Origin of the sequence: Chromobacterium sp. ATCC 53434 (assembly GCF_002848345.1) — a bacterium.
In the GTDB taxonomy this organism is placed as follows: Bacteria; Pseudomonadota; Gammaproteobacteria; order Burkholderiales; family Chromobacteriaceae; genus Chromobacterium.
This window is the reverse complement of record NZ_CP025429.1, coordinates 541,683-568,082: the sequence shown is the minus strand read 5'-3', so window position 1 is coordinate 568,082 and position 26,400 is coordinate 541,683. Positions and strand designations below refer to the sequence as shown.

Genomic DNA, 26,400 nt, shown 5'->3' with positions numbered 1-26,400 from the left:
AAACCTGCCATGAACCAAGCCACGGTCAATGTGCTGTTCCTGTGTACCGGCAATTCCTGTCGATCCATCTTGGCTGAAGCGGTATTCAATCACCTGGCGCCGGCCGACTGGCATGCAATGAGCGCCGGCAGCCAGCCAACCGGGCAGGTGCCCCCGCGCTCGCTGACGCTGCTGGCGCGAGAAGGGATCGCCACCGACGGCTATCACAGCAAGTCTTGGGATCATCTGCCGGCTACGCCGGACATCGTGATTACGGTGTGCGCCAGCGCCGCCGGCGAAACCTGCCCGGCGTATCTAGGCCCGGTGCTACGCAGCCACTGGGGTGTAGAGGATCCTGCCCATGCGGCGGGCAGTGATCAGGAGATCGACGCAGCCTTCCTGACAGCCTATCGCATCTTGAGGGCTCGGATCGAGGCGTTCCTGGCCCTACCGCTGGACCTGCTGCGCCAGGACCGCCCCCTGCTCAAAGTAGAGTTGGATCGCATCGGTACGCTGCTCCCTTGACACTGCCCTCACCGCAGCGCGCAGAATCGCCCCACCCCACGGAGAATGGCATGTCCTCCCCATCTGAAGCCGCCCATCCCTGCGCCGCCGGTGCCTCGCTGAGCCTATTCGAGCGCTACCTGACCGCCTGGGTCGCCCTCTGCATTATGGCCGGCATCGGCTTGGGGCAGGTCTTCCCCGGCCTGTTCCACGCGATCGGCGGTTTGGAAATCGCCCAGGTCAACCTACCGGTCGGCCTGCTGATTTGGGTGATGATCATCCCGATGCTGCTGAAAATCGATTTCGGCGCACTGCATCAGGTCAAGGCAAATATCAAGGGCATCGGCGTCACCCTGTTCATCAACTGGCTGGTCAAGCCGTTCTCAATGGCCTTTCTGGCTTGGCTGTTCATCCGGGTGTGGTTTGCGCCACTGTTGCCGGCAGCGCAGCTGGACAGTTACATCGCGGGCCTGATCCTACTGGCGGCCGCGCCGTGCACCGCCATGGTGTTCGTCTGGAGCCGGCTGACCGGCGGCGACCCGTATTTCACGCTGTCCCAGGTCGCGCTGAACGACTTGATCATGGTGTTCGCCTTCGCGCCGCTGGTCGGCCTGCTGCTGGGTGTTTCCAGCATCTCCGTGCCGTGGGCCACGCTGCTGACTTCGGTGGGGCTGTATATCGTGGTACCGGTGCTGATCGCGCAGGCCATCCGCAAGACGCTGCTGGACAAGGGCCAAGCGGTGTTCGATACCGCCATGCACCAGATACAACCGTGGTCGATTGCCGCGTTGCTGCTAACCCTGGTGCTGCTGTTCGCCTTCCAGGGCAAGGCCATCCTTCAGCAGCCGCTGGTGATCGCGCTGCTGGCAGTGCCCATCCTGATCCAGGTGTTCTTCAACTCGGCGCTGGCCTATTGGCTCAACCGCCAGGTAGGGGAAAAACACGCCATCGCCTGCCCGTCGGCGCTGATCGGCGCCTCCAACTTCTTCGAGCTGGCCGTCGCGGCCGCGATCAGCCTGTTCGGCTTCCAATCTGGCGCCGCGCTAGCCACTGTGGTGGGCGTGCTGATCGAGGTGCCGGTGATGCTGCTGGTGGTACGCATCGTCAATGCGACCAAGCCATGGTACGAACGCACTGTTTGACCATTGCCAAGATGATTCATAAACCATGGCAATATCCAAGAAAACGCAGCATTAATCCACTATAGTAAGATACTCCGATAATCAGAAAACCCACCCACCAGATACTTCTCTCAAAAGCCAACGCAGCAAATCAATCAGCTGCCAATACATGATTGGCAGACTGATCAATCACCTGCGCCTATATAAAGCACCAATCATTTTTGTTCAAAATTAGAAAAGATTCACAACTAAAAAACGTGTTAATCAAGACATTGTACTGCTTAGCATTTTTTTGCCAATCGTGAGAAATACTGACGCAGCGCACCTTCTGTATAGTGTTTCATTCCATCCCCAGCAATGTACTTTATGCCTTTACCTTCTTCGTAATACATCATTGGCAACGGCGGCTTACCAGAAAGCGCTATTTCAATCAACTTAAGCCAAACTTCTTTATAGTCAAGTGGATCTGCAGCTGAGGCCTTTGCCTGATTAATAAGCTCGTATAGCGGGTGCTTCCGGCTAGTCTGATCTGGCAGGCGATTAATTGTCTTGCCTAGCGACTGGCAGGTAGAAGCATCCGAAATTACGGCAGACTCATCCACAGGCTCTTCAAAAGGGTCATCAATATCGATTGCCTTGAAAAATATCTGCAGATCTTCATAAAAGAATCCAATTTCATCCAACCGTTTTGCATCCTCAGGCTGGGCGTAACCTTTAGGCGCGCTAGGATTTCTGTGATCAAATCCATTGCGACGATGAAAATCCAATAGATAATCGAAGCTATTTGCCAAGTGCACCAATATAGGCCCCACAATAGATGCCGCTTCAGAATTTTTCTTTGGAGCCCCCGTATCTTTTATGTCGTACCATGCTGGGCATATTTCTGCATGGTTGACCAACACCATATCCAGCCCACGAGCGGCAACAGACTGCTTATACGCCCTAACAAAAAAATTCAATGCTAAGCTACGCTCTACACTGTAATTTAAAGATACCAGTGCTTGCAGTCTCTCCCCTTTGAAAAATGAAAGGCTGGGATCGGTTTCTGGTATGGCAATCAAACTATCCCAATTACCTGGCAAATCGATACGACGACTGAAAGCGTCAAGAAGTTGAAAAATGGAAATGAATTTCATTATTGATCAGCATTCGATAGGCAAGGCTGACGCCTCACCAGTGACATGTGGTATTTTAGGAACGACAAGAACAGCGGGGCATGCGCACTCTGGCTGTACACACCGCCATCCTTGTACTGATTTTACCATCCGCACCATACATCAGATCGACGCATCTCAAGTCAGGCTCTGTCATCAGGACCCAAAGTAGAAGCGAGAACCCCTGCTGTGCCCTACAGTAGCCCTACAACTCAACAAGCACAAAGAAAAACGACTTACAGCGGTTGCTGTAAGTCGTTGTTTTATTTGGTGGGCCCCCGGGGAGTCGAACCCCGCACCAACGGATTATGAGTCCGCTGCTCTAACCAAGCATGAGCTAGAGGCCCTGAAAGAGTGGGCAATTATAGCGAGAAAAACAAAAATCCCCAAGCCCTTTATTCAAGGCGCTTGGGGATTCCCAGCCGTTCAATCGTGGTGCTTACTGGCCGCCCGGCTCATTGTCCAGGAAGCTGCGCAGCCGCTCGGAACGGGTCGGATGACGCAGCTTGCGCAGCGCCTTGGCCTCGATCTGACGGATACGCTCGCGGGTCACGTCGAATTGCTTGCCGACCTCTTCCAGCGTGTGGTCGGTGTTCATGTCGATGCCGAAGCGCATCCGCAGAACTTTCGCCTCGCGCGGCGTCAGCGTGTCCAGCACTTCCTTGGTCGCGTCCTTCAGGCTGGAGTACATCGCCGCGTCGGACGGAGCCAGGTTGTTCTGGTCCTCGATGAAGTCGCCGAGATGGGAGTCGTCGTCGTCGCCGATCGGCGTTTCCATCGAGATAGGCTCCTTCGAGATCTTCATGATCTTGCGGATCTTCTCTTCCGGCATCTCCATCTTCTCGGCCAGCTCCGCCGGATCCGGCTCGCGGCCGGTTTCCTGCAGGATTTGACGCGAGATGCGGTTCATCTTGTTGATCGTCTCGATCATGTGCACCGGGATGCGGATGGTCCGCGCCTGGTCGGCGATCGAGCGCGTGATCGCCTGACGAATCCACCAGGTGGCATAGGTCGAGAACTTGTAGCCGCGACGGTATTCGAACTTGTCCACCGCCTTCATCAGGCCGATGTTGCCTTCCTGGATCAGGTCGAGGAATTGCAAGCCGCGGTTGGTGTACTTCTTCGCGATCGAGATCACCAGACGCAGGTTGGCCTCGATCATTTCCTTCTTGGCGCGGCGCGCCTTGGACTCGCCCGCCGACATCTGGCGATTGATTTCCTTCAGCGCCTTGATTGTCAGCATCGCCCTGTCCTGCAAATCGGACAAACGGGTCTGCTTCTCGATGATCGCGTGCTTGAAGCGGGTCAGCGCCTCGCTCCAGCCCTTGCCGGAGTCGATCTCGTTCTCAACCCAGCCGAGATTGGTCTCGTTGCCCGGGAACACCTTGATGAAGTGGGCACGGTCCATCCGCACGCGGCTGACGCAGATGTCCTGGATGTCGCGCTCGTAGGTACGGATCTCGTTGACGCGGCCGCGCAGCGACTCGCACAGGCTCTCGACCTGACGGGTGGCGAAGCGCACCAGCATGAACTCGGTGGTGATCGCGTCCTGCAGTTCCAGGTATTCCTTGCTCTGTGAACCCTTGGCGTTCAGCGCCTTGACCATCTTGTCGAACAAGAGGCGCACGCCGGCGAAGTGCTCCAGCGCCTGCTGCTTCAACTCCGCCAGGTTGGCGGCGGCATCGGCGTCGGCGTCGACGGCCGCTTCCTCGTCCTCATCCTCTTCGTCCTCTTCGTCCAGCAGGTCGTCGCTGTCTTCCGGTTCGGCGAATTGGCCGTCGTCCTCGGTCGGGGCGTTCAGGTCGATGAAGCCGTCGACGACTTCGTCGACGCGGATTTCTTCACGCGCCACGCGCTCCATCAGCTCCAGCACCTCGGCGATGGTGCCGGGGCAGGCGGAGATGGCCTGGATCATGTACTTGAGGCCGTCCTCGATCCGCTTGGCGATTTCGATCTCGCCCTCGCGGGTCAGCAGCTCGACCGAGCCCATTTCGCGCATATACATGCGCACCGGGTCGGTGGTGCGGCCGAATTCGGAGTCCACCGAGGACAGGGCCGCTTCGGCCTCCTCCACGGCATCCTCGTCCGCCACCGACGGGGTGGCGTCGGACATCAGCAAGGTTTCGGCGTCCGGCGCTTCTTCATATACCTGAATGCCGAGACCGGAGATCATCGTGACGATGTTCTCGATCTGCTCGGCGTCGGATACGTCTTCCGGCAGGTGGTCGTTGATTTCGGCGTAGGTCAGATACCCACGCTCCTTGCCAAGGGCGATCAGCTGGCGCAGGCGTTTCCGCTGCTCTTCCAGGCTCATCACTTCCTGCTGGCTATCCTGCACATCTTTCTGGTTTTCGGGAGAGGCCGCCATTTCGCTTCCTGCTTGAAAAAAAGCCGAAAAAAACAGTTGATTATAACACAACTACTTGGATTATTCCGCCGAACCCGCTAGTTCGGCGGCGAGAACATTTCCTGCAACAACCGACCCATCAGCACTTTCTCCTCGGACGTCAGTCCTTCGCTCCGGTCCTTCAGTTTTAGCCGCTCCAACTGCGCCGCATGCAGCATTTTCAGCAGTCTGGCGTTGCCGTCCTGGAACAGCTGCCTGTCGTCGGCGCTGGGGTCGGCGAACTCGTCCGGATCCTGCATCGCCTGCTGCAGCACGCTGTCGATCAGGCCCTCGTACGGCGTGCCGCGCAAACCCTCGATCAATTGAGCGGTGTTCGGCGACTCGCCGTGCTCCTGCGCCCGTTCCGCCAGCATCGCGAAGCAGGCCAGCTCGTCCGACAGCGCCAGGCTGTCCGGCAAGCCGACATCGCCGGCCCAGCTCGGATTCATCAGCAGCCACTTGATCAGCTTCTTGATCATCGTGGTGTTGATCTGGCGCTGCGACTCGGCCGGCAGCTTGTAGTCGCGGCGACCGCCGCCCTTGCGCTCCGACCTTTGCGGCTTGCCGCCGGTCAGCATGTCCAGCTCGTCGACTTCCATGCCGGCCACTTCGGCCAGCCGCTTGCGCATCATGTAGCCAAGCGCCGGAGCGGCGATCTGCGCCAATAGCGGCGTCGCCTGACGAATCAGGTCGGCCTTGCCCTCGGGCGTGGCGAGATTGACGCCGCGGCACAGCTCGCGGGTGAAATAGGTCGACAAGGGCAGGCTTTCCCGGGTCAACAACTCCTCAAACGCATCAGAGCCGAATTCGCGCACATAACTGTCCGGATCGTGCTCGGTCGGCAGGAACAGAAAACTCAGCGCCTTGCCGTCCACCAACTGCGGCAAGCTGTTCTCCAGCGCCCGCCAGGCCGCCTTCTGGCCGGCGGCGTCGCCGTCGAAGCAGAAATAGACCTGGTCGGTGTGCTTCAGCAGCTTGCGCACATGCTCGCCGGTGGTGGCGGTGCCCAGCGTGGCCACCGCGTAGCCGACGCCGTACTGCGCCAGCGCCACCACGTCCATATAGCCTTCGACCACCAGAACGCGGTTTTTCTCCCGTATCGCCTGCCTTGCCTCGTACAGGCCGTACAATTCCCGGCCCTTCTCGAACAACGGCGTTTCCGGCGAGTTCAGATATTTCGGCTCGCCCTTGCCCAGCACCCGCCCGCCGAAACCGACGATGGCGCCGCGCTGGTTGCGGATCGGAAACATCAGGCGATCGCGGAAGCGGTCGTAGCGACGGCCGCTGTCCTCGGCGACGATCACCAGACCCGCCTCGACCAGCTTGTCGTCCTGGTAGTTCTCGACCGCCGCCTCCAGATTCTGCCAGCCATCCGGCGAATAACCGAGGCCGAAGCGCGCGGCGACCTCGCCGGACAGGCCCCGCCCCTTGCAGTAGGCGACGGCGTTGGCCGCGCCCTTCAGCTCGCGACGGTAGAAATCGCTGGCCTGCTGCATCAGCTGCTCCAGCGACACTTGCTTCTCGCGCGCCTTGCGGCTGGCTTCCGGGTTGGCGCTGCGCTCGTTCGGCACCTGCATGCCTATGCCTTCGGCCAGCATCTTGACGGCATCGATGAAGCCGATGCCCTGGTACTCCATCACGAAGCCGATGGCCGAGCCGTGCGCGCCGCAGCCGAAGCAGTGGTAAAACTGCTTGCTCGGACTTACCGTAAATGAGGGCGACTTTTCCTTGTGAAAGGGGCAGCAGGCCATATAGTTCTGGCCGCCCCGTTTCAGCGGGACGTAGCGGTCCACCACGTCGATGATGTCGACGCGGGACAACAACTGGTCGATGAAATCCTGCGGGATCAAATCCGGCTACCCAGCGTCAGGCGCCCAACTTGGCCTTGATCAGCGCCGAAACCTGCGCCATGTCGGCGCGGCCGGCCAGCTGCGGCCGCAGCGCGCCCATCACCTTGCCCATGTCCTGCATGCCGGCGGCGCCGGTATCGGCCACCGTCTTCACGATCAGCGCCTCGATCTCGGCCTGGGACAACTGCTGCGGCATATAGCCGATCAGCACTTCCATCTCGGCCTGCTCCTTGTCGACCAGATCCTGGCGTTGCGCAGCCTGGTACTGGGCGATCGAGTCGCGACGCTGCTTGATCATCTTGTCGATGACGGCGGTGACGCCGGCGTCGTCCAGCTCGATGCGCTCGTCCACTTCCTTCTGCTTGACGCCGGCCAGCAGCAGGCGGATAGCGGCCAGACGGCCGGTCTCCCTGGCTTTCATGGCGGACTTCATGTCGTCGGTGATACGGGCTTTGAGACTCATGTCGGGCTCTCTAGGGATACGGGCACTGCCGGCGGCAGCGGGGGAGGAATTCGGGAAGTACAAATGGCAAAACCGCAGGCATGGCCTGCGGTCCTGCTTGGTGCCGGGGAAACGCTTAGTAGAGTTTCGGCGGCAGCATTTGGCTGCGGATGCGCTTGTAGTGGCGCTTCACGGCGGCAGCGTGCTTGCGCTTGCGCTCGGTGGTCGGCTTTTCGTAGAACTCGCGAGCGCGCAGTTCGGTCAGCAGACCAGTCTTTTCCACAGCGCGCTTGAAGCGACGCAGAGCAACTTCAAACGGTTCGTTCTCTTTAACGCGAATATTCGGCATTTACTTAAGGGTCCTTAGATTTCTTTAGGGCGCGACCGGGGCCGCTGCCTGTAAAAACAGCATTTTAGCAATGTTGACGCATTTGTAAAAGTCTAAAAGCCTCGTCAGGCCATCTTGTGGCGTTTCGCGCCTGCGGCGCGCCCTCTCAGAGGGCCGAAAAAACGTCACGGCTTGACGGAAGAAATCACCCCCTCACTAGGAGAACTTGGCGTTGCACTATAAAAACGCTTCGGCATCCGGCCGGCCAGATAGGCGGCGCGGCCAGCTTCCACGGCCAGTTTCATTGCGTGCGCCATCCGCACCGGTTCACGGGCGGCGGCGATCGCGGTATTCATCAATACACCGTCGCAACCCAACTCCATCGCGATGGCGGCGTCGGACGCCGTGCCCACGCCGGCGTCGACGATCACCGGAACATTGGACTGCTCGATGATCAGTTGCAGGTTCCACGGATTCAGGATGCCCATGCCGGAGCCTATCAGGCTGGCCAGCGGCATGATCGCGCAGCAGCCTATCTGCTCCAGCTCGCGCGCGACGATGGGATCGTCCGAGGTGTAGACCAGGACTTCGAAGCCCTCGGCCACCAGCACCTCGGCGGCCTTCAGCGTTTCCCTGACATTGGGATACAGGCTGTTCGGGTCTCCGAGCACTTCCAGCTTCACGAAACGATGGTCGTCCAGAAGCTCCCGCGCGAGCCGCAGCGTGCGGATCGCATCGTCGGCGGAATAGCATCCCGCCGTATTGGGGAGGAGTTTATACCGGTCTTTCGGCAAAAAGTCCAGTAAATTCGGTTCCTTAGCGTTCTGACCCAGATTGATCCGACGTATCGCCGCCGTGACGATTTGCGCGCCGGAGGCGTCCAGCGCCGCCGCGGTCTGCTCGAAATCCCGGTACTTCCCGGTCCCCACCAGCAGTCGCGAGTCGTACGCCCTGCCGGCTATCACCAATTGATCGTTCACCTGCGCTCCCCTTGCTTGATCCGTTCCCTGCGTGACCCGGGCGGCGCGCTAACCGCCGCCGACGGCCACCACGATTTCCAGTTGATCGCCGTCGGCCAGCTTCGCCTCGGCGTAGCGGCTGCGCGACACGATCTCGCCGTTGCGCTCGATCGCGATGCGCTTGCCGCCCAGCTGCAAGGCCTCGACCAGCTCGGCGAACGTGACGATGCCGGCGAAGCTTCTGTCCTCGCCGTTGATACGCAGATTCAGTTGGCTCATCTTCTCTCCACGCGCTGCACCACCGCCAACTGGCGGACGGCGGCGAGCACGCGTTCCAGGTGTTCCACGCCCTCCACCTGCAGGCGGAAGTGGATATTGAACAGACTGTCGCCGTCGCGGCTGCTGTCCTGGGTGTCGGCGCTCTCGATATTGGCCGAGGCCTGCGAGATCGCGGTGGCGATGTCGGCCAGCGCGCCGCGCTCGTTGCGCGACAGCACGCCGACGGTGACGCCGAACATCCGGTCGCGCTGCGCCTCCCAGTTCACTTCCAGCAGCTTGTCGTGGTCGGCGCGGCGGGCGTTCGGACAGTCGACGCGGTGTATCACCAGGCCCTGGCCCTTTGTGATGACGCCGAGTATGTCGTCGCCGGGCAGCGGATTGCAGCAGCTGGACAGCTGCACCATGCCGGTCTCGTTGCCGCGTATCGTGATCGGACCGACGCGCACGCCCTCGCCCAGCCGCTCGCCGGCCAGCTCCAGCATCCGCCGCGCGACGACGATGGGCAGCAGCTTGCCGGTGCCGATCTCGGCCAGCACGTCGTCGAAGCCGGACAGCTTCTCGCCGTAGCTGGACAAGTACTCGGCGCGCAATTCGTCGCTGACCGCCAGCGGCGTCGACGCCAGCGCGCCGACCGCCTGCCTGAGCAGCTTCTCACCCAGCGCCACCGCCTCCTCGCGCTGCAGGCTCTTCAGATAGTTGCGTATGCCGGAACGGGCGCGGCCGCTCTGCACGAAGGCCAGCCACGACGGATTGGGCTTGGCCTGGGTCGACGTGATGATCTCCACCGTGTCGCCATTGCGCAGCACGGTGCGCAACGGCACCAGCGCGTGGTTGACGCGGGCGGCGATGCAGCGATGGCCGATGTCGGTGTGCACCGCGTAGGCGAAGTCGACCGGGGTCGCGCCCTGCGGCATCACCATGATCTTGCCCTTCGGCGTGAACACATAGACCTCGTCCGGGAACAGGTCGATCTTGATGTGCTCGAGGAACTCGACGGCGTCGTCGCTCTCCTCCTGCATGTCCAACAGTTTCTGCAACCACTGGTGGGTGCGCTGCTGCGCGGTGTTGACGCCCTCGCCGCTCTTGTACATCCAGTGCGAGGCGACGCCGGCCTCGGCGACATTGTGCATCTCGCGGGTGCGGATCTGCATCTCCACCGGCGTGCCGTAAGGGCCGAACAGCGTGGTGTGCAGACTCTGGTAGCCATTGCCCTTGGGAATGGCGATGTAATCCTTGAATTTGCCGGGAATCGGCTTGTACAGGCTGTGCAGCGCGCCCAGCGCCAGATAGCAGGCCGGGATGTCGTTGACGACGACGCGGAAGCCGTAGATGTCCAGCACCTCGGAGAAGGACAGGTGCTTTTCCTGCATCTTCTTGTAGATGCTGTAGAGATTCTTCTCGCGGCCCTTGATCGTGGCCTCGATATTGCTCTGCACCAGCCGCTGGCTGACCGCCTGCAATATCTTGTTGACCACTTCGCGGCGGTTGCCGCGCGCGGCGCGCACCGCCTTGGACAGCACGCCGTATCGATGCGGATGCAGATGCTTGAACGCCAGGTCCTGCAGTTCGCGGTAGACCTTGTTCAGGCCGATGCGATTGGCGATCGGCGCGTAGATTTCCAGCGTTTCCAGCGCGATGCGGCGGCGCTTGTCCTCGCGCATCGAGTCCAGCGTGCGCATATTGTGCAGCCGGTCGGCCAGCTTGACGATGATGACGCGGATGTCGCGCGCCATCGCCAGCACCATCTTGCGGAAGCTCTCGGCCTGGGCCGCTTCCTTGGTCTGGTATTCCAGACGTTCCAGCTTGGACAGGCCGTCGACCAGATCGGCGACGATCTTGCCGAACTTCTCCATCAGCGTCGGCTTGGTGACGCCGGTGTCCTCCAGCACGTCGTGCAGCAGCGCGGCGGCCAGGCCCTGCACGTCCAGCCGCCATTCGCACAACATCGTCGCCACCGACAACGGGTGCGTGATGTAGGGCTCGCCGCTCTTTCGGGTCTGGCCTTCGTGCGCCTCGCGGCTGACCTGAAAGGCCAGCCTAAGCATTTCGATGTCTTCCGGCTTGAGGTAGCGCGCGGCGCTGTCGAAAAACGCAGCCGCCTCGGACTCGATCAGGGCGTTGTAGTCTATGCCTGTCTCAATGCCGGTGCCCATCGTCTTGCTCCGTCCGGCAATCAGGCCTTGCCGCGGTTGAGGATTTCCTTGCCGACATGGCCGGCGGCGATTTCACGCAAGGCGACCACGGTCGGCTTGTGGCGGCCCGGCTCGACAAAGGAGCTGGCGCCGGATGCCACTTGGCGCGCGCGGTAGGCGGCGGCCAGAGTCAGGTCAAAACGGTTCTGGATGCGATCCAGGCAGTCGTCAACGGTAATGCGGGCCATGGTTTCCTCTGCTAAATGACGGTTACAGCGTTCACTATATCGAATTTTCGCCTTGGCAAGACAGCCGGGGCGGAACTATTTTTACTGCGCGCCGGACGTGCCCATGCGGCGGAACATGTCGACCAGGCGGCGGCACTGCGGGCCGCTCTTCAGACGCTGGGCGCGGACGATGCTGATCAGGTCCAGCCGGGCGCGCTCGAAGTCGTCATTGACGACGATGTAATCGTACTCGGCCACCTTGTCGATCTCGGCGCGCGCCGAAGCCAGCCGGCGCAGGATCACGTCTTCGGTGTCGGTGTCGCGGCCGCGCAGGCGGCGCTCCAACTCCTCGATCGACGGCGGCGCGATGAAGATGCCGATGGCGTCCGGAAACACCTCGCGCACCTGCTCGGCGCCCTGCCAGTCGATTTCCAGCAGGATGTCGCGACCGGCGTCCAGCCGGCCTTGTATCCACGGCGCGCTGGTGCCGTAGCAATTGCCGTACACCTCGGCGTGCTCGAGAAAATCGCCACGAGCGACCATCTCGTCGAAGACGGCGCGCTCGACGAAATGATAATGCTGGCCGTCGACCTCGCCCTTGCGCGCCGCGCGGGTGCTGTACGAGACCGACAACTCGACGCTGGGCTCGGCCTGCAACAGCGCCGCCACCAGCGAAGTCTTGCCGGCGCCTGACGGCGCCACCACGATGTAGATATTACCGATGGGCTGGCTCATAGAACAAACGTTTGCCAAAGAGTAATTTTTCAGGATAGCACAGCGGGGCTGCCATTGTTAAGCGATGACATATTTTCACGTCAAGATTTAGGCGTTTGGACACCCGTGGGCCGATAATGCCGCGGTTTTCATCAATGTAACCGCCTGGAGCGCTCCTTCATGCAACTGCTGGAAAGCTTGTTCAAGCTCAAGGAACACGGCACGACGGTCCGGACCGAAGTCATCGCCGGATTCACCACCTTCCTGACCATGGCCTATATCGTGCTGGTCAACCCGCTGATCCTGTCGTCGACCGGCATGGACCTGAACGCGGTCTTCGTCGCCACCTGCCTGGCCGCCGCGCTCGGCACCGCCATCATGGGCCTGGTGGCCAATTACCCGATCGCGCTGGCGCCCGGCATGGGCCTGAACGCCTACTTCACCTTCAGCGTGGTCAAGGGCATGGGCCTGTCGTGGGAAACCGCGCTCGGCGCGGTGTTCATCTCCGGCATCGTCTTCCTGGTGGTCAGCCTGTTCAAGGTGCGCGAAGCCATCGTCAACGCGATTCCGCAGTCGCTGAAATTCGCCATCTCGGCCGGCGTCGGCATGTTCCTCGCCATCATCGCGCTGAAGAACGCCGGCGTGATCGCGCCGCATCCGGAAACCTATCTGACGCTGGGCGACATCCACAAGCCGACGGCGCTGCTGGCCATCTTCGGCTTCTTCCTGATCGTCGCGCTGGAATACCGCAAGGTGCCCGGCTCCATCATCATCGGCATCCTGGTGGTGACGGTGCTGTCGATCGCGCTCGGCCTGTCGCCGTTCAAGGGCATCGTCGCCCCGGTGCCCAGCATGGCGCCGACCTTCATGGCGATGGACATACAGGGCGCGCTCAACGCCGGCCTGATAGGCGTGATCTTCGTGTTCTTCTTCGTCGACCTGTTCGACACCACCGGCACCCTGGTCGGCGTGTCTCACCGCGCCGGCCTGTTGGACAAGGACGGCAAGCTGCCCAGGCTGAAGCGCGCGTTGATGGCCGACTCCATCGCCATCACCGCCGGCGCGGTGATGGGCACCTCGTCGACCACCGCCTATATCGAATCGGCGGCCGGCACCGCCGTCGGCGGCCGCACCGGCCTGACCGCCGTGGTGGTGGCGCTGCTGTTCCTGGCCGCGCTGTGGCTGTCGCCGCTGGCCGCCACCGTGCCGGCCTACGCCACCGCGCCGGCGCTGTGCTACGTCGCGGTGCTGATGGCGCGCGGCCTGGCCGAGATCGAGTGGAACGACCTGACCGAGTCGGCGCCGGCGGTGATGACCGCGCTGGCGATGCCGTTCACCTTCTCGATCGCCGACGGCATCGCCTTCGGCTTCATCAGCTACGCCGTGATCAAGATCCTGGCCGGCCGCTTCGCCGACCTGAAACCGGCGGTGCTGGTGATCGCGGCGCTGTGGATCTTCAAGCTGGCTTTCTTCCACTGAACGCACAATAATCGGCTCATCCGACGGCCTGCCGCTTGCGGCGGGCCGTTTTTCCTGAACGACGCCAGTCGGCACAGTCTCTTGATTTCGAAGTACAATAGCGCCATGGAAAACCTCAGCAATCTCGACTACTCCAGCTATCTGAAGGGCTGGATCCGCACCGTGCCGAACTGGCCGCAACAGGGGGTGATGTTCCGCGACATCACGCCGCTGCTGCAGAACCCGAAGACCTTCCGCATGCTGATCGACATCTATGTCCATCGCTACATGATGGAGAAGGTCGACCTGGTGGCCGGCCTGGACGCGCGCGGCTTCATCATCGGCTCGGTGCTGGCCTACGAGCTGAACGTCGGCTTCGTGCCGATCCGCAAGAAGGGCAAGCTGCCGTTCACCACGGTAGAGGAAGAATACGAGCTGGAATACGGCAACGCCGCGGTGGAAATGCATACCGACGCCTGCAAGCCTGGCGACCGCGTGATCCTGATCGACGACCTGGTGGCCACCGGCGGCACGATGATGGCCGGCTACAAACTGTTGAAGCGCATGGGCGCCGACGTGCTGGAAGCGGCGGCCATCATCGAACTGCCGGAACTGGGCGGCGGCCAGCTGGTGCGCAACGGCGGCCTCGATCTGTTCACCGTCTGCAGCTACGAAGGCCATTGAGCGAGGACTTCGCGGCCCGCCATGCCAAAAACGGAGCCCCGGCTCCGTTTTTTCATGCCGCGACGAAAAAAAGCCCGGCTAGCAGCCGGGCAAGGGACACGGAGTCATACCATACTCAATCGCGGTCCAGCGACACCTTCACCGCCGAGCCATTGACCCTGAGCTTCAGCGGCGCGCCCGGCGTGCTGATCCAGTCGCCGCTGACCTTGCGGGCGTCGCCATTCACCTGATAATCCAGCTTGGCCTGGGAGGCGGCGCGCAGATCGAGGTTCACCATCTGCCCCTTGACATCGACGCTGGCCACCGGCTGGGCGCCGCGCAGCCTGAGCTCGGCCTTCACCGCCTGCCCGTCCAGCGCCACGCCTCGGGCGCTGCCGTCGAATTCCAGGTTCAGCGCCTGGCCTCTCGCCTTCAATTCGTCGACGCTGGCGTTCAACTCGGCCTTGATCGCGTCGCCATCCAGCGTCACCGCGCCGTAGGCGCCCTTCAACTCGACCTTCAAGGCCTGCCCGCGCATCTGCACCGCGGCGAATCGTCCGTTCAGATCGCCGTCGAAAGCCTTGACGTTGACGCCCACCTGCTTGCCGGGCTTGACGTTGCCGCTGACCACCAGCTTGCAACGATCGCCGGCCGGCTTGTTCAGATCCACCTGGAAGGCCAGGTCCCGCCCGCGGCGGGTGACCGTCAGCTTGCAATCGGCGTCCGACCAGTTGCGCTTCTCCAAATTCAGCTTGTAAGGCTTGGCGGCGTCGGTTTTCAATTCCAGCGTCAGCGCGTCGCCGTTGAAGTTCAGCCTGTCGATGCCGCCCACGTCCTCGGCCCGCGCGGCCGCCGTGGCCAGCAACAGCAGGCCGCAGGCCATCTTGACGATATTCATTCGCGGTTCTCCTTTCATCCGTCTCAGTTCAGGAACAGCCAGTAGCCGGCCAAGGTGGCCGCCAGCGCGGCGGCCAGCGCCAGGCCATGGGCGGCCAGCCGGGCCGGGCTGGGTCGACGGGAAAGGCCGGCGGCCAGCTGGCGGGTATCGGCCAGGACCGCCAGCAGGCGGCTTTCGCTGGCGCGGTCGGCCACCGCGCCGCGGATATAGCCGCGGTAATCGCGGAGAATCTTGCGCAGTTCGGCCTCAGGCAGTTCGACCAGGGTCAGTTGCAGTTGTTGCAGGCAGGCATCGTTCTTCATGATCCATACTCCCATCGCAGATTTAGGGTCAGGCCGCGGCGCTGTCGCCGCTGTTGCCGGATACCAGTTCGATCTGATACTTCACGTAAGCCACCAGCGCGCGCCAGGTCAGCCGCGTCAGCCAGACGGAGAACACCAGCCCCAGCGCGCCGCCGAGCAGCAGCAGCAAACCGACCACCAGCGCGCTCATGCCGACCGACAGGCCCGGCAGCGCATCGATCTGGATATGATCCATGCCGTCCTTCAGCGCGATGCTGCGTTCGGAAATCTCCAGCGTGCTGTCGCCGTCCTTCAGCGAGATATTGCCGTTCGGGCCGCTGGCCACCAGCTTCAGCACGGTCCCGCCGGCGGAGGACGCGTCCATCCGCACCAGACGGTCGCCGTCGTCTATCCTGGCGGTGAACACGTCGCCGCTCTCTTCTTTCAGCTTCAGCTCCCGGATCGCTTCGCCGCGGATACTGACTTCGCCGTCGCGGATGCTGACCAGCTGACGCACCGCCGGCTGGCTGGCGTCCACCAGCAGCTTGTCGTCCGACTTGGACACCAGCAGCGACTGCCCTTGCCGGGTCTTCAACTCGAAACGGTCGCCGTCGTCCGGACTCAGCATCAGCAAGCCGTCGTTTATCCACACCTGCCCGGCGTGGTCGCCCGCCTCGCTGCGCCAGGCCATTTCGGCGCCGTTGTCGCCGTAGCGGCCGATATACCAGCCCGAGCCGTCGCTGGTGAACTGCGGCCAGCCGAACAGACTGTGGCTGCCCCAGCTCGCCACCACCACCAGGCCGGCGATCAGGAAGCTGACCGAGACGATGTAGCCGGTGGTCAGCAGCAGCAGATAGGCCAGGAACGGAATGGCCAGGAAGAAGTTCAGCACGCCGAGGCCGGCGATCGACGCCACCACCCGCGACAGATTGGCGAAGGAGCGGTGCTCCTGCCATTGGCGGTAGTGGCTCTGCGCCTTCAGTTCGCGCGCCAGCTTCTGCGGGCTGCCCAGCGCGGCCACCACCTCGGCCTCGTCGCGGCCGTCGGCCTGCGCGTCGTTGAAATACTCGTCGTAGTCGGCGAGTATCTCGCGCACCATCTCCGGCTTCAGCCCGGACAGGCCCTGCTCCAGCTGCCGTAAAAAATCCTTGCGTGTCATTGTCCTGTCTCCTCGGGGCTGCCCCGCAGCACGTTTTCCACTTCCACCACGAATTCCTGCCACTCCCGGCGCATCGTCTCCAGCTCGCGGCGGCCGGCGTCGGTCAGCTTGTAGTACTTGCGCGACGGACCGGACGACGACTCGACCAGATAGGTGCTGACCCACGATTCGTTTTGCAGCCTGCGCATCAGCGGATAGATGGTGCCTTCGCTGATATCCATGCCCTGCGACAATTTGCTGACCAGTTCGTAGGCGTAGCTGTCGGCCTGCGCCAGCACCGCCAACACGCACATGTCCAGCGTGCCTTTTTTCAATTGCGTCTTCATTGTTTACTTTCCTCACCGACTGGCAATGCACGATACCTTGCATTACAAGGAACATCGTTGGACTGCTGCATCCGGATGTCTGACTGAACTGTATGGCAAGATACCTTGTATCGCAAGGTATCTTTCATTGCGGAGGAGACCGGCGGCGAAACTGCGGTTTTTCCGCCACAGCGCACTGCCCTCTCGTGCTATTGCAAAAGCGGACGCCGAAGTCATACTTCAGCCATGCCATTGACCTTGCGCCGGCAACGCAAGCACGGAGGCTCGATATGGCCCGATCCGCAAAACCGTCGATCGCGCTGGTGCTGGGCGGCGGCGCCCCCAATGCCACGCTGATGGCCGGCGCGCTGGTGGCGCTGGCCGAGGCCGGCGTCGAATTCGACATCATCTCCGCCTCCGGCGCCGGAGCCATCGTCGGCCTGCTGTATGCCGTGCCGCGGCATGGGGACGCTGTCTCGGCGCTATCGCAGCTCGCCGACATGGGCGTGTCCGACGCGATCTACCAGCTGTTCCCGGTCAACTACAAGGTGTTCAACAAGCCCGGCGCGCTGGCCGACGCCTGGCGCGCGATGGCGGCGCGCAATCCGCTGTTGCAGGCGATACAGCAGCAGGCCGACGCCGGCCCGGCCCAGCGGCTGCTGGCGGACTGGACCGCGCTGATGCTGGCGACGCTATGCCCCAGCAGCCTCGGCAGCGCCAGCCAGGGCTTGTGCGCCCACGTGCCCTTCATCGAGGAGATCGTCGATTTCGGCCGCTTGCCCGACATCCGCCCCGAGTTCTACCTGAACGCCTACAACCTCACCGCCGGCAGCATGCGTTGCTGGGACAAGCGCGAGATCACCCACCAGCACTTCCTGGCCGCGCTGTCCTTTCCCTTCATCTATCCGCCGTATCCGCTGGACGACGGCGAATACATCGAGGGCGCCGCGATAGACACCCTCAATTTCAAGCGCCTGTTCGAGCTGCACCCGCGCATCGACTACACCGTGGTGTTCGACGTGCTGGGCAGCGGCCAGCTGCTGCATCCGCCGCGCGATCTGTACGACGCCTGGGTGCAATCCATCATCGCGCCGCTGACGGCCGTCGCCCGCGACGACCTGCGGCTGTTCGAGGCGCTGCACAACCGCGACGAGCAAGGCCGGCCGCGCACCGAGGTGTTGAAGATCGATTTCGACGCCCACCTCGGCCAGGCCGAACGCCTCAACGAACTGGACTGGTCGTATTCGAATCTGGCGCGGCTGTATCAGGCCGGCCATCAGTCCGGCGTCGACTTCTGCCGCCGCCACGCGCGCGAGCTGGGACTGGCGCCGGCCCGGACTGCGTAGTTGCAACGATATGCGCAGGCCCCACCTGCGACTACGCTGGATATCGTCCGCCGTCCTCAGGAGAACGCCATGGCCTTCCCCACCGCAGTGAACAACCAGATCACCGACGCCGTCACCCAGAGCAATGTCAAGGTGATAGGCGAGTCGCCCGCGATGGCGATGGGATCGATCTACCAGACCATGACCCACTCCACCGGCATACTGTTCGAGAACGCCGTCGCCGCCCAGCAACGGCAGGACGCGCTGGCCCAGGCCGCGAGCAATCAGGGCGTGATGCAACTGTACGGCACCGGGCTGAACACGCCGGCGGCCGGCATCCTGGCCAAGCGCGATTCGGCCGAACTGGGGATGCTGATCCGCCCGCTGAAATCGGAATAGCCCCGGCCGCAAAAAAGGGCTGTCCCAGGACAGCCCTTTTGCGTTTGAAACCGACGCGATCAATACCAGTCTATGCCCGGCTGCTCGGTGGAGATCACCGTGCCGGCCTCGCCCTTGACGATGCGCTCGATATCCTCCAGCGCGCCTATCACCGCCTTCTTGCCGGTCAGGCGGGCGAACTCGCAGGCGGCCTCGACCTTGGGCCCCATCGAACCGGCGGCGAAGCCGAGCTTGTCCATCTCGTCCGGGTGGGCGCGGCGTATCGCCCTGGCCTCCGGCGTGCCCCAGCCGACAAACACGGTCTTGACGTCGGTGGCGATGACGAAATAGTCGGCCTCGACCTCGCGCGCCAGCAGCGCCGAGGCCAGGTCCTTGTCTATCACCGCCTCGACGCCGACCAGCTTGTCGCCCTGATACATCGTCGGAATGCCGCCGCCGCCGGCGGCGATCACCACCGCGCCCTTCTCGATCAGCCACTTGATCGGCCGCATCTCGAAGATGCGCTTCGGCTTCGGACTCGGCACCACGCGACGGTAGTACTCGCCGTCGGCCTTGACCGTCCAGCCGTTGGCGGCGGCCAGCGTCTCGGCCTCCTCCCTGGCGTACACCGGACCGACGAACTTGGTCGGATTCTTGAACGCCGGATCGCCGGCGTCGACTTCGGTCTGGGTCAGGATGGTGGCGAGCGGCACCTCGAACGGCAGCACATTGCCGAGCTCCTGCTCGATCATGTAGCCGATCATGCCCTCGGTCTGCGCGCCGAGCACGTCCAGCGGATACGGCGTCACCTTGCCGTCGACATGGCGCGCGTAGGCGTCGTTCTGCAGACCCAACAGGCCGACCTGCGGCCCGTTGCCGTGGCACATCACCAAATTGTGGCCGAGCCGGGTCACGGCGGCCAACTGCTCGGCGGCCACCTTGACGTTGGCGCGCTGGTTGTCGGCGGTCATGGCCTCGCCACGGCGTTGCAGGGCGTTGCCGCCCAAAGCTACGACGACTCTCATCATTCTTCCTTCCTCATTCTTCCAACGACACCGGCCAAGGCTTCCAGTCGGCAGGCCTCGGCCGGTCGATGCTCGATGCGGCCGGCTCGCGCCGGCCGCCGACCGGTCTGAACCGTCAATCGCCCAGCGTGGACACCAGGATGGCCTTGATGGTGTGCATGCGGTTCTCCGCCTGCTCGAAGGCGATGCAGGCCTCGGACTCGAACACTTCCTCGGTCACTTCGATGCCGTTCGCCAACTCCGGATACTGGGCGGCGATTTCCTTGCCGACCTTGGTCTCGCTGTTGTGGAAGGCCGGCAGGCAGTGCATGAACATCACGCGCGGATTGCCGGAGGCGGCCATCAGCTCGCGGTTGACCTGATAGGGTTTCAGCAGCTTGATGCGCTCGGCCCAGACCTCGGCCGGCTCGCCCATCGACACCCAGACGTCGGTATGGACGAAATCAGTGCCCTTGACTGCTTCCTTCGGGTCCTCGGTCAGGGTGATGCGGGCACCGGTGCGCTTGGCGATCTCGCGGCACTCGGCCACCAGTTCGTCGGTCGGCCACAGATGCTTGGGCGCGCCGATGCGCACGTCCATGCCCAGTTTGGAGCCGATCACCAGCAGCGAATTACCCATATTGTTGCGGGCGTCGCCGAGATAGGTGTAGCGGATCTGCGAGATCGGCTTGTCGCTGTGCTCCCACATCGTCAGCACGTCGGCCAGCATCTGGGTCGGGTGGTATTCGTCGGTCAGGCCGTTGTATACCGGCACGCCGGCGTAGGCGGCCAGCTCGTGCTCGACCATGTCCTGGCTGTAGCCGCGGTATTCGATCGCGTCGTACATCCGGCCCAGCACGCGGGCGGTGTCCTTCATCGACTCCTTGTGGCCGATCTGCGAGCCGGACGGCCCGAGATAGGACACATTGGCGCCCTGGTCGAAGCAAGCCACTTCGAAGGCGCAGCGGGTGCGGGTCGAGGTCTTTTCGAAGATCAGGGCGACATTCTTGCCCTTCAGGTGCTGCTGCTCGGTGCCGGTGTACTTGGCGCGCTTCAGGTCGCGCGACAGGTCCAGCAGGTAGCGGATTTCGCGCGGGGTGAAATCCAGCATTTTCAGGAAGTTGCGGTTGCGCAGATTGAAAGCCATGGTATTGCTCCTGATGTGTGTCCGGGCAGGCTCGCCGTCGCTCCCGCGGGAGCCGGCGGCCCAGTCCTGGATGAAACGGTTCTTGTATCCCGGCCGGTCGCGCCGGCCGGGCGAAACAGCCTTACAGCTTCACTTCGTCGCGGATGATCGGGCAGGTCATGCAGTGGCCGCCGCCGCGACCGCGGCCCAGCTCGGAGGCCGGAATCTCGATCACTTCGACGCCGTGCTCGCGCATCAGGCGGTTGGTGTAGGTGTTGCGGTCGTAGGCCACCACCACGCGGCGATCCAGCGCCACCACGTTGTTGCCGTCGTCCCACTGCTCGCGTTCGCGCTGATAGGCGTCGCCGCCGGTCTGGATCACGCGGATCTCGCGAAGGCCCAGCGCCTCGCGCACCACGTCCACCAGCTTCATGCCCTCGTGGCGCTCGAAACGCACCTCGCCCTCGCGGTCGCCGGCGTACATGCTGGTGCAGCTGATGTCGTCGACCACATCCGGGAACACCGACAGCAGATCGATGTCGAGGAAGCTGAACACGGTGTCCAGATGCATCGCCGCGCGCGATTTCGGCATCTGGCAGGCGATGACGCGACGGGCGCCGCCTTCGCGGTGCAATACGCGCTTGGCCACCTGCACCACCGCCTGCGGGCTGGTGCGCTCGCCCATGCCGATCAGCACGACGCCGTTGCCTATCGGCATCACGTCGCCGCCCTCCAGCGTGGCCGGGCCGTGATCGGAATCGCAGCCGCCCCACCAGATGTTGACCTTGCCGGCGAAGTAGGGATGGAACTGGTAGATCGCCTGCAGCAGCAGCGTTTCCTGACGGCGCGCCGGCCAATACATCGGGTTCAGCGTCACGCCCTCGTAAATCCAGCACGACGGATCGCGCTGGAACAGGCTGTTGGGCACCGGCGGCAGCACGAAGTCGGAACGGTCCAGATAGCCGCCGAACAGGCCTTTCGGGTCGAAGGGCAGCTCGAACTTGGCGATGCCGCCGACCAGGTGCTCGGCCAGCTGGGTCGACGGCATTTCCTTCAGCCAGCTGCGCAGGTCCTGCAGCATGCCGATGCCGACGTTGTCGGCCTTGACCTTGCGGTCCAGCACCCAGTCGCGGGCGGCCTTGTCGTCCAGCACCTTGGCCAGGGCTTCGTGCACCTCGATCACTTCGATGCCGCGGGCGCGCATCTGCTCGACCATATAGGCATGGTCCTTCTGCGCGCGCTCCACCCAGATCACGTCGTCGAACAGCAGATCGTGGCAGTTGTCGGGGGTCAGCCGCTTGTGGGCGAGGCCGGGACGGCACACCATCACGGTTCGCAGCTTGCCGCATTCGGAATGGACACCAAATTTGGTCATGACGATACTCCTTGATTCTTGTTGGACTGCAGGGGCGGGCGAACCGCCCCCATGACTGGATTCGAAATCTTTCGCCTACAGGCCGATCTGGCCGGCGCTCAGCATGTAGACCGCGATCAGCGCCAGCACCACCACGATGGCGGCCAGCACGGCCTCGATCAAATTGAACGGCTTCTGGCCCTGCTCTTTCTTGGCCCACAGGTAGAACAACAGGCCCGGGGCGTACAGCACCATGGACAGGAACAGGTATTTGGGACCGGCGGCGTAGATCAGCCAACCGCCGTAGACGGTGGCCAGCACCGCGGTCCAGAACTCCTTGGCCCGGCTCTCGCCGGCGGCATAGCCCTCGCCTCGGCTGGCCACCAGCCAGGAGTAGCCGGCGCACAACAGGTAGGGGATCAAGATCATCGAGGTGGCCAGCGACAGCAGCGCCAGGTAGCCGGCCGAACTCTTCAGCGTGATCAGCAGGAACAGCTGGATCAGGCCGTTGGTCAGCCACAGCGAGGCCGCCGGCGTGTCGTTGGCGTTGACGGTGCCGAACACCTTGGGCATCACGCCGTCCTTGCCTGCGAGGTAGGGCGCCTCGGCGGCCAGCAGCGTCCAGGCCAAGAGCGCGCCGCCGACCGAGATCACCAGACCGGCGTTCATCAGGTTGGCGCCAACCGGGCCGAAGGCCTTTTGCAGCACATAGGCGGTGGACGGGTTCTTCAGCGCGGCCAGTTCCGCCTGGCTCATCACGCCCAGCGACAGCACCGACACGGCGACCAACAGCGCGATGGTCAGCAGGAAGCCGATCACCGTCGCCTTGCCGACATCCCGCATGCTCTCGGCGCGGCCGGAGAACATCGAGGCGCCCTCGATGCCGATGAAGACCCAGACCGTCACCAGCATCGTGCTCTTGACCTGGTCGACGACGGAGCCGAGCTTGGCGTTGCCCCAGAAGTCCAGGCTGAAGGTATCGACCTTGAAGGCGAACACGATCAGGCCGATGAACAGCGCCAGCGGCACCAGCTTGGCGACGGTGGTGATGGTGTTGATGAAGGCCGCGCCATGCACGCCTCGCAGCACCAGGAAGTGCAGGCTCCACAGCAGCACCGAGGCGCAGGCGATGGCGATCGGCGTGTTGCCGTCGCCGAAGGCCGGCACCCAGAAGGCCAGCGCCGAGAACATCACCACAAAGTAGGAGACGTTGCCGATCCAGGCTGAAATCCAGTAGCCCCAGGCCGAGTTGAAGCCCATATAGTCGCCGAAGCCGGCCCTGGCGTAGCCATAGACGCCGCCGGAGACTTCCGGCTTTCGCGAGGCCAGCATCTGGAACACGAAGGCCAGCGCCAGCATGCCGACGAAGGTGATGGCCCAGCCGATCAGGATGGCGCCGGCGCTGGCGCCGGCCGCCATGTTCTGCGGCAGCGAAAAGATGCCGCCGCCTATCATCGAGCCGACGACCAGCGCCGTCAGCGCGCCCAGCTTCAGCCTGGGCGCGGCGCCTTCTACTAGGCCGGCCTGGCTTGCAGTTTCAGTGGACATTTTCATTCTCCAATCGAGGGATGTGAACCGTGCTTTTTCTCTGTTTATTATTAAATTCTTATCATCTGAAATAATGGTATACGCGATTAAAACGGCCGTTCCACAGCTGTCGCGGGCGAGATTGATTTGCGTCAAGCGGGCAAGCGGGACAAAACGCCCACTAGCGGGAAATGCGACCAAGGCTTGCAGCAAGGCGTCATACCGTGGCGTCGGCCTCGGCGCCAGGTTCAGCATAGGTGCTATAGCGTCAACCGACCGGTGGCATCGGCGACACCATGACTTACGGCAAGAAAGGATTAAATGAATATTAGAATCAAAGGCTTAACAAGATGACGATGCGCATCGGCCAGTACAGGGACAAAGTTGCTTGGCATTGCCCAGTTCAATGGCATTATTGAGGGACCCGACGAACACCGTGGAAGTTCGCCGCCGGCGCGGCAAAAAAAGAGGCGGATACGGCCCACCACCGTACCCGCCAACACACACATCAAGAGGAAATGCGAAAACTCAAACGACGACTGTCACTTGCCGGGCCGGTTGATATTCCTGAAGATCACCCACAACGCACCCAGCACCACCACAGTGGTCACCACGATCGTCAATAGGCTCAGGCGGCCCACGTCGTCGGACAACAGCAGGGTCAACAACTCCATGGTCTCCTCCTTTTGGGCCTGTGGCCCGTTTGATTGCCGATGACATAATAACCATCCCGCCATTAATGATATTGACCCATGTCAAACCGCGGCCCCGCCCCGTTTGATGCTGCGCAAATAAAAAGCCCCCGGCTGCTAGCCGGGGGCTTTATGTATACAAATCAGAACCTTGTCTACTTGGCGCCGCTGTTCATGTCCTTGGCCAGGAAGAAGGCGTCGGAGAAGAATTCATCGTTCGGCAAGCCCCGCTCGCGGGTGAAGGTGCCGTGCGCCGCCTCGACCATCACCGGCGCGCCGCAGGCGTAGACCTGATGGCCGGACAGGTCGGCGAAATCCTCCAGCACCGCCTGGTGCACAAAGCCGGCGCGGCCGGTCCAGCCGTCCTCCGGCAGCGCCTCGGACAACACCGGAACATAGCGGATGTGCGGATGCACGGCGGCCCAGCCTTCGGCCAGGTCGGCCATATACAGGTCGGCCTTGCTGCGGGCGCCCCAATAGAAGACCATCGGCCGGGTGATGCCGTGATGGATGGCGTGCTCGATGATGCCCTTCACCGGCGCGAAGCCGGTGCCGCTGGCGATCAGAATGATGGGCTTGTCCGAGTCCTCCCGCAGGAAGAAGGAGCCGAGCGGCCCCTTGAAGCGCATGATTTCGCGCTCCTTCATCTGCTGGAACACGTATTCGGAGAAGGAGCCGCCCGGCTGATGGCGGATGTGTAACTCCAGGAAGGCGTCGTCATGCGGCGCGTTGGCGATCGAGAAGCTGCGCTTCTTGCCGTCCTTCATCAGGATGTCGATATACTGGCCGGAGCGGAACTGCAGCCGCTCCGACACCGGCAGCTTCAACTTCAGCACCGCCACATCGTGAATCTTCTCGATCTTTTCGACGCGGCACGGCAGCGTCTTGATCTGCATGTCGCCGGCGCCGGTGACTTCGCGCACCTCGATGCTGACATCGCCCTGCGGCCGCGCACAGCAGAACAGGGCCATGCCCTGCGCCTGCTCGGCCGGCGTCAACGCCTTTTCCTGGAAACCGTCCTGGCTGACTTCGCCGTCCACCACCTTGCCCTTGCAGGCGCCGCAGGCGCCGTCGCGGCAACCGTAGGGCAGGCCTATGCCCTGACGCAGCGCGGCTTCAAGAATGGTTTCGTGCGCTTCCACACCGAATGCATGCCCACTGGGGAGCACCTTCACCTGGCAAGTCATGTCGTTTCTCAATCCCGAATTCTGGCTAAAATGCACACCATGCGTACCCTACTTGTTGTCGGCGCCGGCGATGTCGCCCGCCGTGCATTGCCGTTGCTGCAATCCCGCTGGCGAGTGCTGGCGCTGTGCCGTTCCGATCAGGCCGCCTCGCGCTGGCGCGCGCTCGGCGCCACGCCGGTGCCGGCCGACCTGGACCGCCCCGACAGCCTGGAACGGCTGGCCGGCCTGGCCGATGCCGTGCTGCTCACCGCGCCGCCGCCCGGACAGGGCCGGAACGACCCCAGGATGCGCAAGTTATTGTACGCGCTGGCAAAAGGTCACAGCATACCACAGCAACTGGTCTATATCAGCAGCAGCGGGGTCTATGGAGATGCAAGTAGCATGCTGCTCGACGAAACCGCGGCGCTGAAGCCACAGAGCGAGCGCGCGCTGCGCCGAGTCGACGCCGAGGCGACGCTGCGCCGCTTCGCCGCCGCCCGCGGCGCGGCACTGACGATACTCCGCGCGCCCGGCATCTACGCCGACGAGCGGCTGCCGCTGGCGCGCTTCGCCTCCGGCGAACCGCTGATCGACGCGGCCGAGGACAGCTGGAGCAACCATATTCATGCCGACGACCTGGCGCGATTGTGCGTGGCCGCCCTTGCCCGTCGAAGCGGCGGCATTCGCGTCTACAACGCCTGCGACGACCGGCCGCTGCCGGTCGGCGAATGGTATCAGCGGCTCGCCGACACGCTGGGCCTGCCCTGCCCGCCGCGGCTGCCGCGCGACGAGGCCCGCCGGCGGATGTCGCCGCAACGCTGGTCCTTCCTGGCCGAATCCCGCCGTCTGGACAATCGGCGCATCCGCCGCGAACTGGCCATGCCGCTGCTCTGGCCCAACGTCTTGCACTACCTGGCGGCGCTCGGCGCCGATCCGGCGCGCAAGGCGGCAATACTCGCAAGCTACGCCGAGATTCGGTAACATCGCGG

27 protein-coding genes and 1 tRNA gene are annotated in these 26,400 nt (G+C 62.9%); 7 read left to right on the top strand and 21 right to left on the bottom strand.

What is annotated here, in order from left to right:
- Nucleotides 1-9 precede the first annotated feature (9 nt).
- Both CXB49_RS02490 and arsB read left to right on the top strand, forming a co-directional pair.
- Nucleotides 10-504, top strand: a complete 495-nt coding sequence (locus tag CXB49_RS02490) for an arsenate reductase ArsC (protein WP_101706942.1) — start codon at nucleotides 10-12, stop codon at nucleotides 502-504.
- Nucleotides 505-554: 50 nt separating this feature from the next.
- Entirely contained in the window at nucleotides 555-1,625 is a 1,071-nt protein-coding gene (gene arsB, locus CXB49_RS02485) for an ACR3 family arsenite efflux transporter (RefSeq protein ID WP_101706941.1), read from the top strand.
- 260 nt (nucleotides 1,626-1,885) lie between these two features.
- On the opposite strand, the gene CXB49_RS23215 is transcribed toward arsB, so the two are convergent.
- From CXB49_RS23215 to gmk, 11 genes are all read right to left on the bottom strand, one after another.
- Complete coding sequence (locus CXB49_RS23215) at nucleotides 1,886-2,740, bottom strand: hypothetical protein (protein ID WP_158300593.1); 855 nt, start codon at nucleotides 2,738-2,740, stop codon at nucleotides 1,886-1,888.
- Nucleotides 2,741-3,026: 286 nt separating this feature from the next.
- Nucleotides 3,027-3,105 (bottom strand) — tRNA-Ile (locus CXB49_RS02475).
- Nucleotides 3,106-3,197: 92 nt separating this feature from the next.
- A complete protein-coding gene (rpoD, locus tag CXB49_RS02470; protein WP_101706939.1) occupies nucleotides 3,198-5,126 on the bottom strand; it encodes an RNA polymerase sigma factor RpoD in 1,929 nt (642 codons plus the stop codon).
- A gap of 77 nt (nucleotides 5,127-5,203) precedes the next feature.
- Nucleotides 5,204-6,994 carry a DNA primase gene (dnaG, locus tag CXB49_RS02465; RefSeq protein WP_101706938.1) on the bottom strand — a complete coding sequence of 597 codons (1,791 nt, stop codon included), beginning with the start codon at nucleotides 6,992-6,994 and terminating at the stop codon, nucleotides 5,204-5,206.
- A 16-nt stretch (nucleotides 6,995-7,010) separates the two neighbouring features.
- Nucleotides 7,011-7,457, bottom strand: a complete 447-nt coding sequence (locus CXB49_RS02460) for a GatB/YqeY domain-containing protein (RefSeq protein WP_101706937.1) — start codon at nucleotides 7,455-7,457, stop codon at nucleotides 7,011-7,013.
- A 115-nt stretch (nucleotides 7,458-7,572) separates the two neighbouring features.
- Complete coding sequence (gene rpsU, locus CXB49_RS02455) at nucleotides 7,573-7,785, bottom strand: 30S ribosomal protein S21 (RefSeq protein WP_043578765.1); 213 nt, start codon at nucleotides 7,783-7,785, stop codon at nucleotides 7,573-7,575.
- Between the two features lie 164 nt (nucleotides 7,786-7,949).
- A complete protein-coding gene (locus CXB49_RS02450; protein WP_101706936.1) occupies nucleotides 7,950-8,744 on the bottom strand; it encodes a thiazole synthase in 795 nt (264 codons plus the stop codon).
- Nucleotides 8,745-8,792: 48 nt separating this feature from the next.
- Nucleotides 8,793-9,002 (bottom strand): sulfur carrier protein ThiS, encoded by a 210-nt coding sequence (gene thiS / locus CXB49_RS02445; RefSeq protein WP_101706935.1) that lies wholly within the window; start codon nucleotides 9,000-9,002, stop codon nucleotides 8,793-8,795.
- Nucleotides 8,999-11,155: a bifunctional (p)ppGpp synthetase/guanosine-3',5'-bis(diphosphate) 3'-pyrophosphohydrolase gene (locus CXB49_RS02440; protein ID WP_101706934.1), complete on the bottom strand. Its 2,157-nt coding sequence runs from the start codon at nucleotides 11,153-11,155 to the stop codon at nucleotides 8,999-9,001. The genes thiS and CXB49_RS02440 overlap by 4 nt, the downstream gene beginning before the upstream one ends.
- A 20-nt stretch (nucleotides 11,156-11,175) precedes the next feature.
- Nucleotides 11,176-11,382: a DNA-directed RNA polymerase subunit omega gene (gene rpoZ / locus CXB49_RS02435; protein ID WP_101706933.1), complete on the bottom strand. Its 207-nt coding sequence runs from the start codon at nucleotides 11,380-11,382 to the stop codon at nucleotides 11,176-11,178.
- A gap of 81 nt (nucleotides 11,383-11,463) precedes the next feature.
- Complete coding sequence (gmk, locus tag CXB49_RS02430; RefSeq protein ID WP_101706932.1) at nucleotides 11,464-12,096, bottom strand: guanylate kinase; 633 nt, start codon at nucleotides 12,094-12,096, stop codon at nucleotides 11,464-11,466.
- A gap of 144 nt (nucleotides 12,097-12,240) precedes the next feature.
- Here gmk and CXB49_RS02425 point away from each other — a divergent pair, with 144 nt between their 5' ends.
- Together CXB49_RS02425 and CXB49_RS02420 are read left to right on the top strand one after the other, a co-directional pair.
- Complete coding sequence (locus tag CXB49_RS02425; RefSeq protein WP_369826568.1) at nucleotides 12,241-13,554, top strand: NCS2 family permease; 1,314 nt, start codon at nucleotides 12,241-12,243, stop codon at nucleotides 13,552-13,554.
- Between the two features lie 105 nt (nucleotides 13,555-13,659).
- Nucleotides 13,660-14,217 carry an adenine phosphoribosyltransferase gene (locus tag CXB49_RS02420; protein ID WP_101706930.1) on the top strand — a complete coding sequence of 186 codons (558 nt, stop codon included), beginning with the start codon at nucleotides 13,660-13,662 and terminating at the stop codon, nucleotides 14,215-14,217.
- Nucleotides 14,218-14,332: 115 nt separating this feature from the next.
- Here the strand turns inward: CXB49_RS02420 and CXB49_RS02415 are convergent, their stop codons facing one another.
- From CXB49_RS02415 to CXB49_RS02400, 4 genes are read right to left on the bottom strand one after another with little or no spacing between them, the layout of a single operon-like run.
- Complete coding sequence (locus CXB49_RS02415) at nucleotides 14,333-15,094, bottom strand: hypothetical protein (protein ID WP_101706929.1); 762 nt, start codon at nucleotides 15,092-15,094, stop codon at nucleotides 14,333-14,335.
- Nucleotides 15,095-15,117: 23 nt separating this feature from the next.
- Nucleotides 15,118-15,396, bottom strand: coding sequence for a hypothetical protein (locus tag CXB49_RS02410; protein ID WP_101706928.1), 279 nt, complete (start codon nucleotides 15,394-15,396; stop codon nucleotides 15,118-15,120).
- Nucleotides 15,397-15,424: 28 nt separating this feature from the next.
- Entirely contained in the window at nucleotides 15,425-16,534 is a 1,110-nt protein-coding gene (locus tag CXB49_RS02405) for a DUF1700 domain-containing protein (protein WP_101706927.1), read from the bottom strand.
- Nucleotides 16,531-16,860, bottom strand: coding sequence for a PadR family transcriptional regulator (locus CXB49_RS02400; protein WP_101706926.1), 330 nt, complete (start codon nucleotides 16,858-16,860; stop codon nucleotides 16,531-16,533). Before CXB49_RS02400 ends, CXB49_RS02405 begins: the two co-directional genes overlap by 4 nt.
- A gap of 269 nt (nucleotides 16,861-17,129) precedes the next feature.
- On the opposite strand from CXB49_RS02400, the gene CXB49_RS02395 reads away from it, so the two are divergent.
- Together CXB49_RS02395 and CXB49_RS02390 are read left to right on the top strand one after the other, a co-directional pair.
- Nucleotides 17,130-18,185: a patatin-like phospholipase family protein gene (locus CXB49_RS02395; RefSeq protein ID WP_101706925.1), complete on the top strand. Its 1,056-nt coding sequence runs from the start codon at nucleotides 17,130-17,132 to the stop codon at nucleotides 18,183-18,185.
- Nucleotides 18,186-18,254: 69 nt separating this feature from the next.
- On the top strand, nucleotides 18,255-18,563 hold the full coding sequence (locus CXB49_RS02390; RefSeq protein WP_101706924.1) for a RebB family R body protein: 309 nt from the start codon (nucleotides 18,255-18,257) through the stop codon (nucleotides 18,561-18,563).
- A 59-nt stretch (nucleotides 18,564-18,622) separates the two neighbouring features.
- Here the strand turns inward: CXB49_RS02390 and arcC are convergent, their stop codons facing one another.
- The 6 genes from arcC to CXB49_RS02360 all read right to left on the bottom strand — a co-directional run bounded on the left by arcC (nucleotide 18,623) and on the right by CXB49_RS02360 (nucleotide 25,432).
- Nucleotides 18,623-19,567 (bottom strand): carbamate kinase, encoded by a 945-nt coding sequence (gene arcC / locus CXB49_RS02385; RefSeq protein WP_101710573.1) that lies wholly within the window; start codon nucleotides 19,565-19,567, stop codon nucleotides 18,623-18,625.
- Nucleotides 19,568-19,682: 115 nt separating this feature from the next.
- Entirely contained in the window at nucleotides 19,683-20,693 is a 1,011-nt protein-coding gene (locus CXB49_RS02380) for an ornithine carbamoyltransferase (RefSeq protein ID WP_101706923.1), read from the bottom strand.
- A gap of 121 nt (nucleotides 20,694-20,814) precedes the next feature.
- Nucleotides 20,815-22,047 (bottom strand): arginine deiminase, encoded by a 1,233-nt coding sequence (locus CXB49_RS02375; RefSeq protein ID WP_101706922.1) that lies wholly within the window; start codon nucleotides 22,045-22,047, stop codon nucleotides 20,815-20,817.
- Between the two features lie 75 nt (nucleotides 22,048-22,122).
- Nucleotides 22,123-23,574, bottom strand: a complete 1,452-nt coding sequence (arcD, locus tag CXB49_RS02370) for an arginine-ornithine antiporter (RefSeq protein WP_101706921.1) — start codon at nucleotides 23,572-23,574, stop codon at nucleotides 22,123-22,125.
- A gap of 521 nt (nucleotides 23,575-24,095) precedes the next feature.
- Nucleotides 24,096-24,227 (bottom strand): DUF3149 domain-containing protein, encoded by a 132-nt coding sequence (locus CXB49_RS02365; protein WP_158300592.1) that lies wholly within the window; start codon nucleotides 24,225-24,227, stop codon nucleotides 24,096-24,098.
- Between the two features lie 173 nt (nucleotides 24,228-24,400).
- Complete coding sequence (locus tag CXB49_RS02360) at nucleotides 24,401-25,432, bottom strand: CDP-6-deoxy-delta-3,4-glucoseen reductase (protein ID WP_101706919.1); 1,032 nt, start codon at nucleotides 25,430-25,432, stop codon at nucleotides 24,401-24,403.
- A 39-nt stretch (nucleotides 25,433-25,471) separates the two neighbouring features.
- On the opposite strand from CXB49_RS02360, the gene CXB49_RS02355 reads away from it, so the two are divergent.
- Nucleotides 25,472-26,392 carry an SDR family oxidoreductase gene (locus tag CXB49_RS02355; RefSeq protein WP_101710572.1) on the top strand — a complete coding sequence of 307 codons (921 nt, stop codon included), beginning with the start codon at nucleotides 25,472-25,474 and terminating at the stop codon, nucleotides 26,390-26,392.
- Nucleotides 26,393-26,400: the final 8 nt, after the last annotated feature.

What these genes read in the sequence shown, in the direction of transcription:
- arcD (WP_101706921.1), bottom strand. Translation starts at nt 23,574, where the DNA reads ATGTCCACTGAAACTGCAAGCCAGGCCGGCCTAGTAGAAGGCGCCGCG.
- CXB49_RS02355 (WP_101710572.1), top strand. Translation starts at nt 25,472, where the DNA reads ATGCGTACCCTACTTGTTGTCGGCGCCGGCGATGTCGCCCGCCGTGCA.
- rpoD (WP_101706939.1), bottom strand. Translation starts at nt 5,126, where the DNA reads ATGGCGGCCTCTCCCGAAAACCAGAAAGATGTGCAGGATAGCCAGCAG.
- arcC (WP_101710573.1), bottom strand. Translation starts at nt 19,567, where the DNA reads ATGAGAGTCGTCGTAGCTTTGGGCGGCAACGCCCTGCAACGCCGTGGC.
- CXB49_RS23215 (WP_158300593.1), bottom strand. Translation starts at nt 2,740, where the DNA reads ATGAAATTCATTTCCATTTTTCAACTTCTTGACGCTTTCAGTCGTCGT.
- CXB49_RS02395 (WP_101706925.1), top strand. Translation starts at nt 17,130, where the DNA reads ATGGCCCGATCCGCAAAACCGTCGATCGCGCTGGTGCTGGGCGGCGGC.
- CXB49_RS02410 (WP_101706928.1), bottom strand. Translation starts at nt 15,396, where the DNA reads ATGAAGAACGATGCCTGCCTGCAACAACTGCAACTGACCCTGGTCGAA.
- arsB (WP_101706941.1), top strand. Translation starts at nt 555, where the DNA reads ATGTCCTCCCCATCTGAAGCCGCCCATCCCTGCGCCGCCGGTGCCTCG.
- CXB49_RS02365 (WP_158300592.1), bottom strand. Translation starts at nt 24,227, where the DNA reads ATGGAGTTGTTGACCCTGCTGTTGTCCGACGACGTGGGCCGCCTGAGC.
- CXB49_RS02405 (WP_101706927.1), bottom strand. Translation starts at nt 16,534, where the DNA reads ATGACACGCAAGGATTTTTTACGGCAGCTGGAGCAGGGCCTGTCCGGG.
- CXB49_RS02360 (WP_101706919.1), bottom strand. Translation starts at nt 25,432, where the DNA reads ATGACTTGCCAGGTGAAGGTGCTCCCCAGTGGGCATGCATTCGGTGTG.
- gmk (WP_101706932.1), bottom strand. Translation starts at nt 12,096, where the DNA reads ATGAGCCAGCCCATCGGTAATATCTACATCGTGGTGGCGCCGTCAGGC.
- CXB49_RS02375 (WP_101706922.1), bottom strand. Translation starts at nt 22,047, where the DNA reads ATGACCAAATTTGGTGTCCATTCCGAATGCGGCAAGCTGCGAACCGTG.
- CXB49_RS02490 (WP_101706942.1), top strand. Translation starts at nt 10, where the DNA reads ATGAACCAAGCCACGGTCAATGTGCTGTTCCTGTGTACCGGCAATTCC.
- CXB49_RS02380 (WP_101706923.1), bottom strand. Translation starts at nt 20,693, where the DNA reads ATGGCTTTCAATCTGCGCAACCGCAACTTCCTGAAAATGCTGGATTTC.
- CXB49_RS02420 (WP_101706930.1), top strand. Translation starts at nt 13,660, where the DNA reads ATGGAAAACCTCAGCAATCTCGACTACTCCAGCTATCTGAAGGGCTGG.
- CXB49_RS02460 (WP_101706937.1), bottom strand. Translation starts at nt 7,457, where the DNA reads ATGAGTCTCAAAGCCCGTATCACCGACGACATGAAGTCCGCCATGAAA.
- CXB49_RS02440 (WP_101706934.1), bottom strand. Translation starts at nt 11,155, where the DNA reads ATGGGCACCGGCATTGAGACAGGCATAGACTACAACGCCCTGATCGAG.
- rpsU (WP_043578765.1), bottom strand. Translation starts at nt 7,785, where the DNA reads ATGCCGAATATTCGCGTTAAAGAGAACGAACCGTTTGAAGTTGCTCTG.
- CXB49_RS02390 (WP_101706924.1), top strand. Translation starts at nt 18,255, where the DNA reads ATGGCCTTCCCCACCGCAGTGAACAACCAGATCACCGACGCCGTCACC.
- CXB49_RS02400 (WP_101706926.1), bottom strand. Translation starts at nt 16,860, where the DNA reads ATGAAGACGCAATTGAAAAAAGGCACGCTGGACATGTGCGTGTTGGCG.
- CXB49_RS02415 (WP_101706929.1), bottom strand. Translation starts at nt 15,094, where the DNA reads ATGAATATCGTCAAGATGGCCTGCGGCCTGCTGTTGCTGGCCACGGCG.
- thiS (WP_101706935.1), bottom strand. Translation starts at nt 9,002, where the DNA reads ATGAGCCAACTGAATCTGCGTATCAACGGCGAGGACAGAAGCTTCGCC.
- rpoZ (WP_101706933.1), bottom strand. Translation starts at nt 11,382, where the DNA reads ATGGCCCGCATTACCGTTGACGACTGCCTGGATCGCATCCAGAACCGT.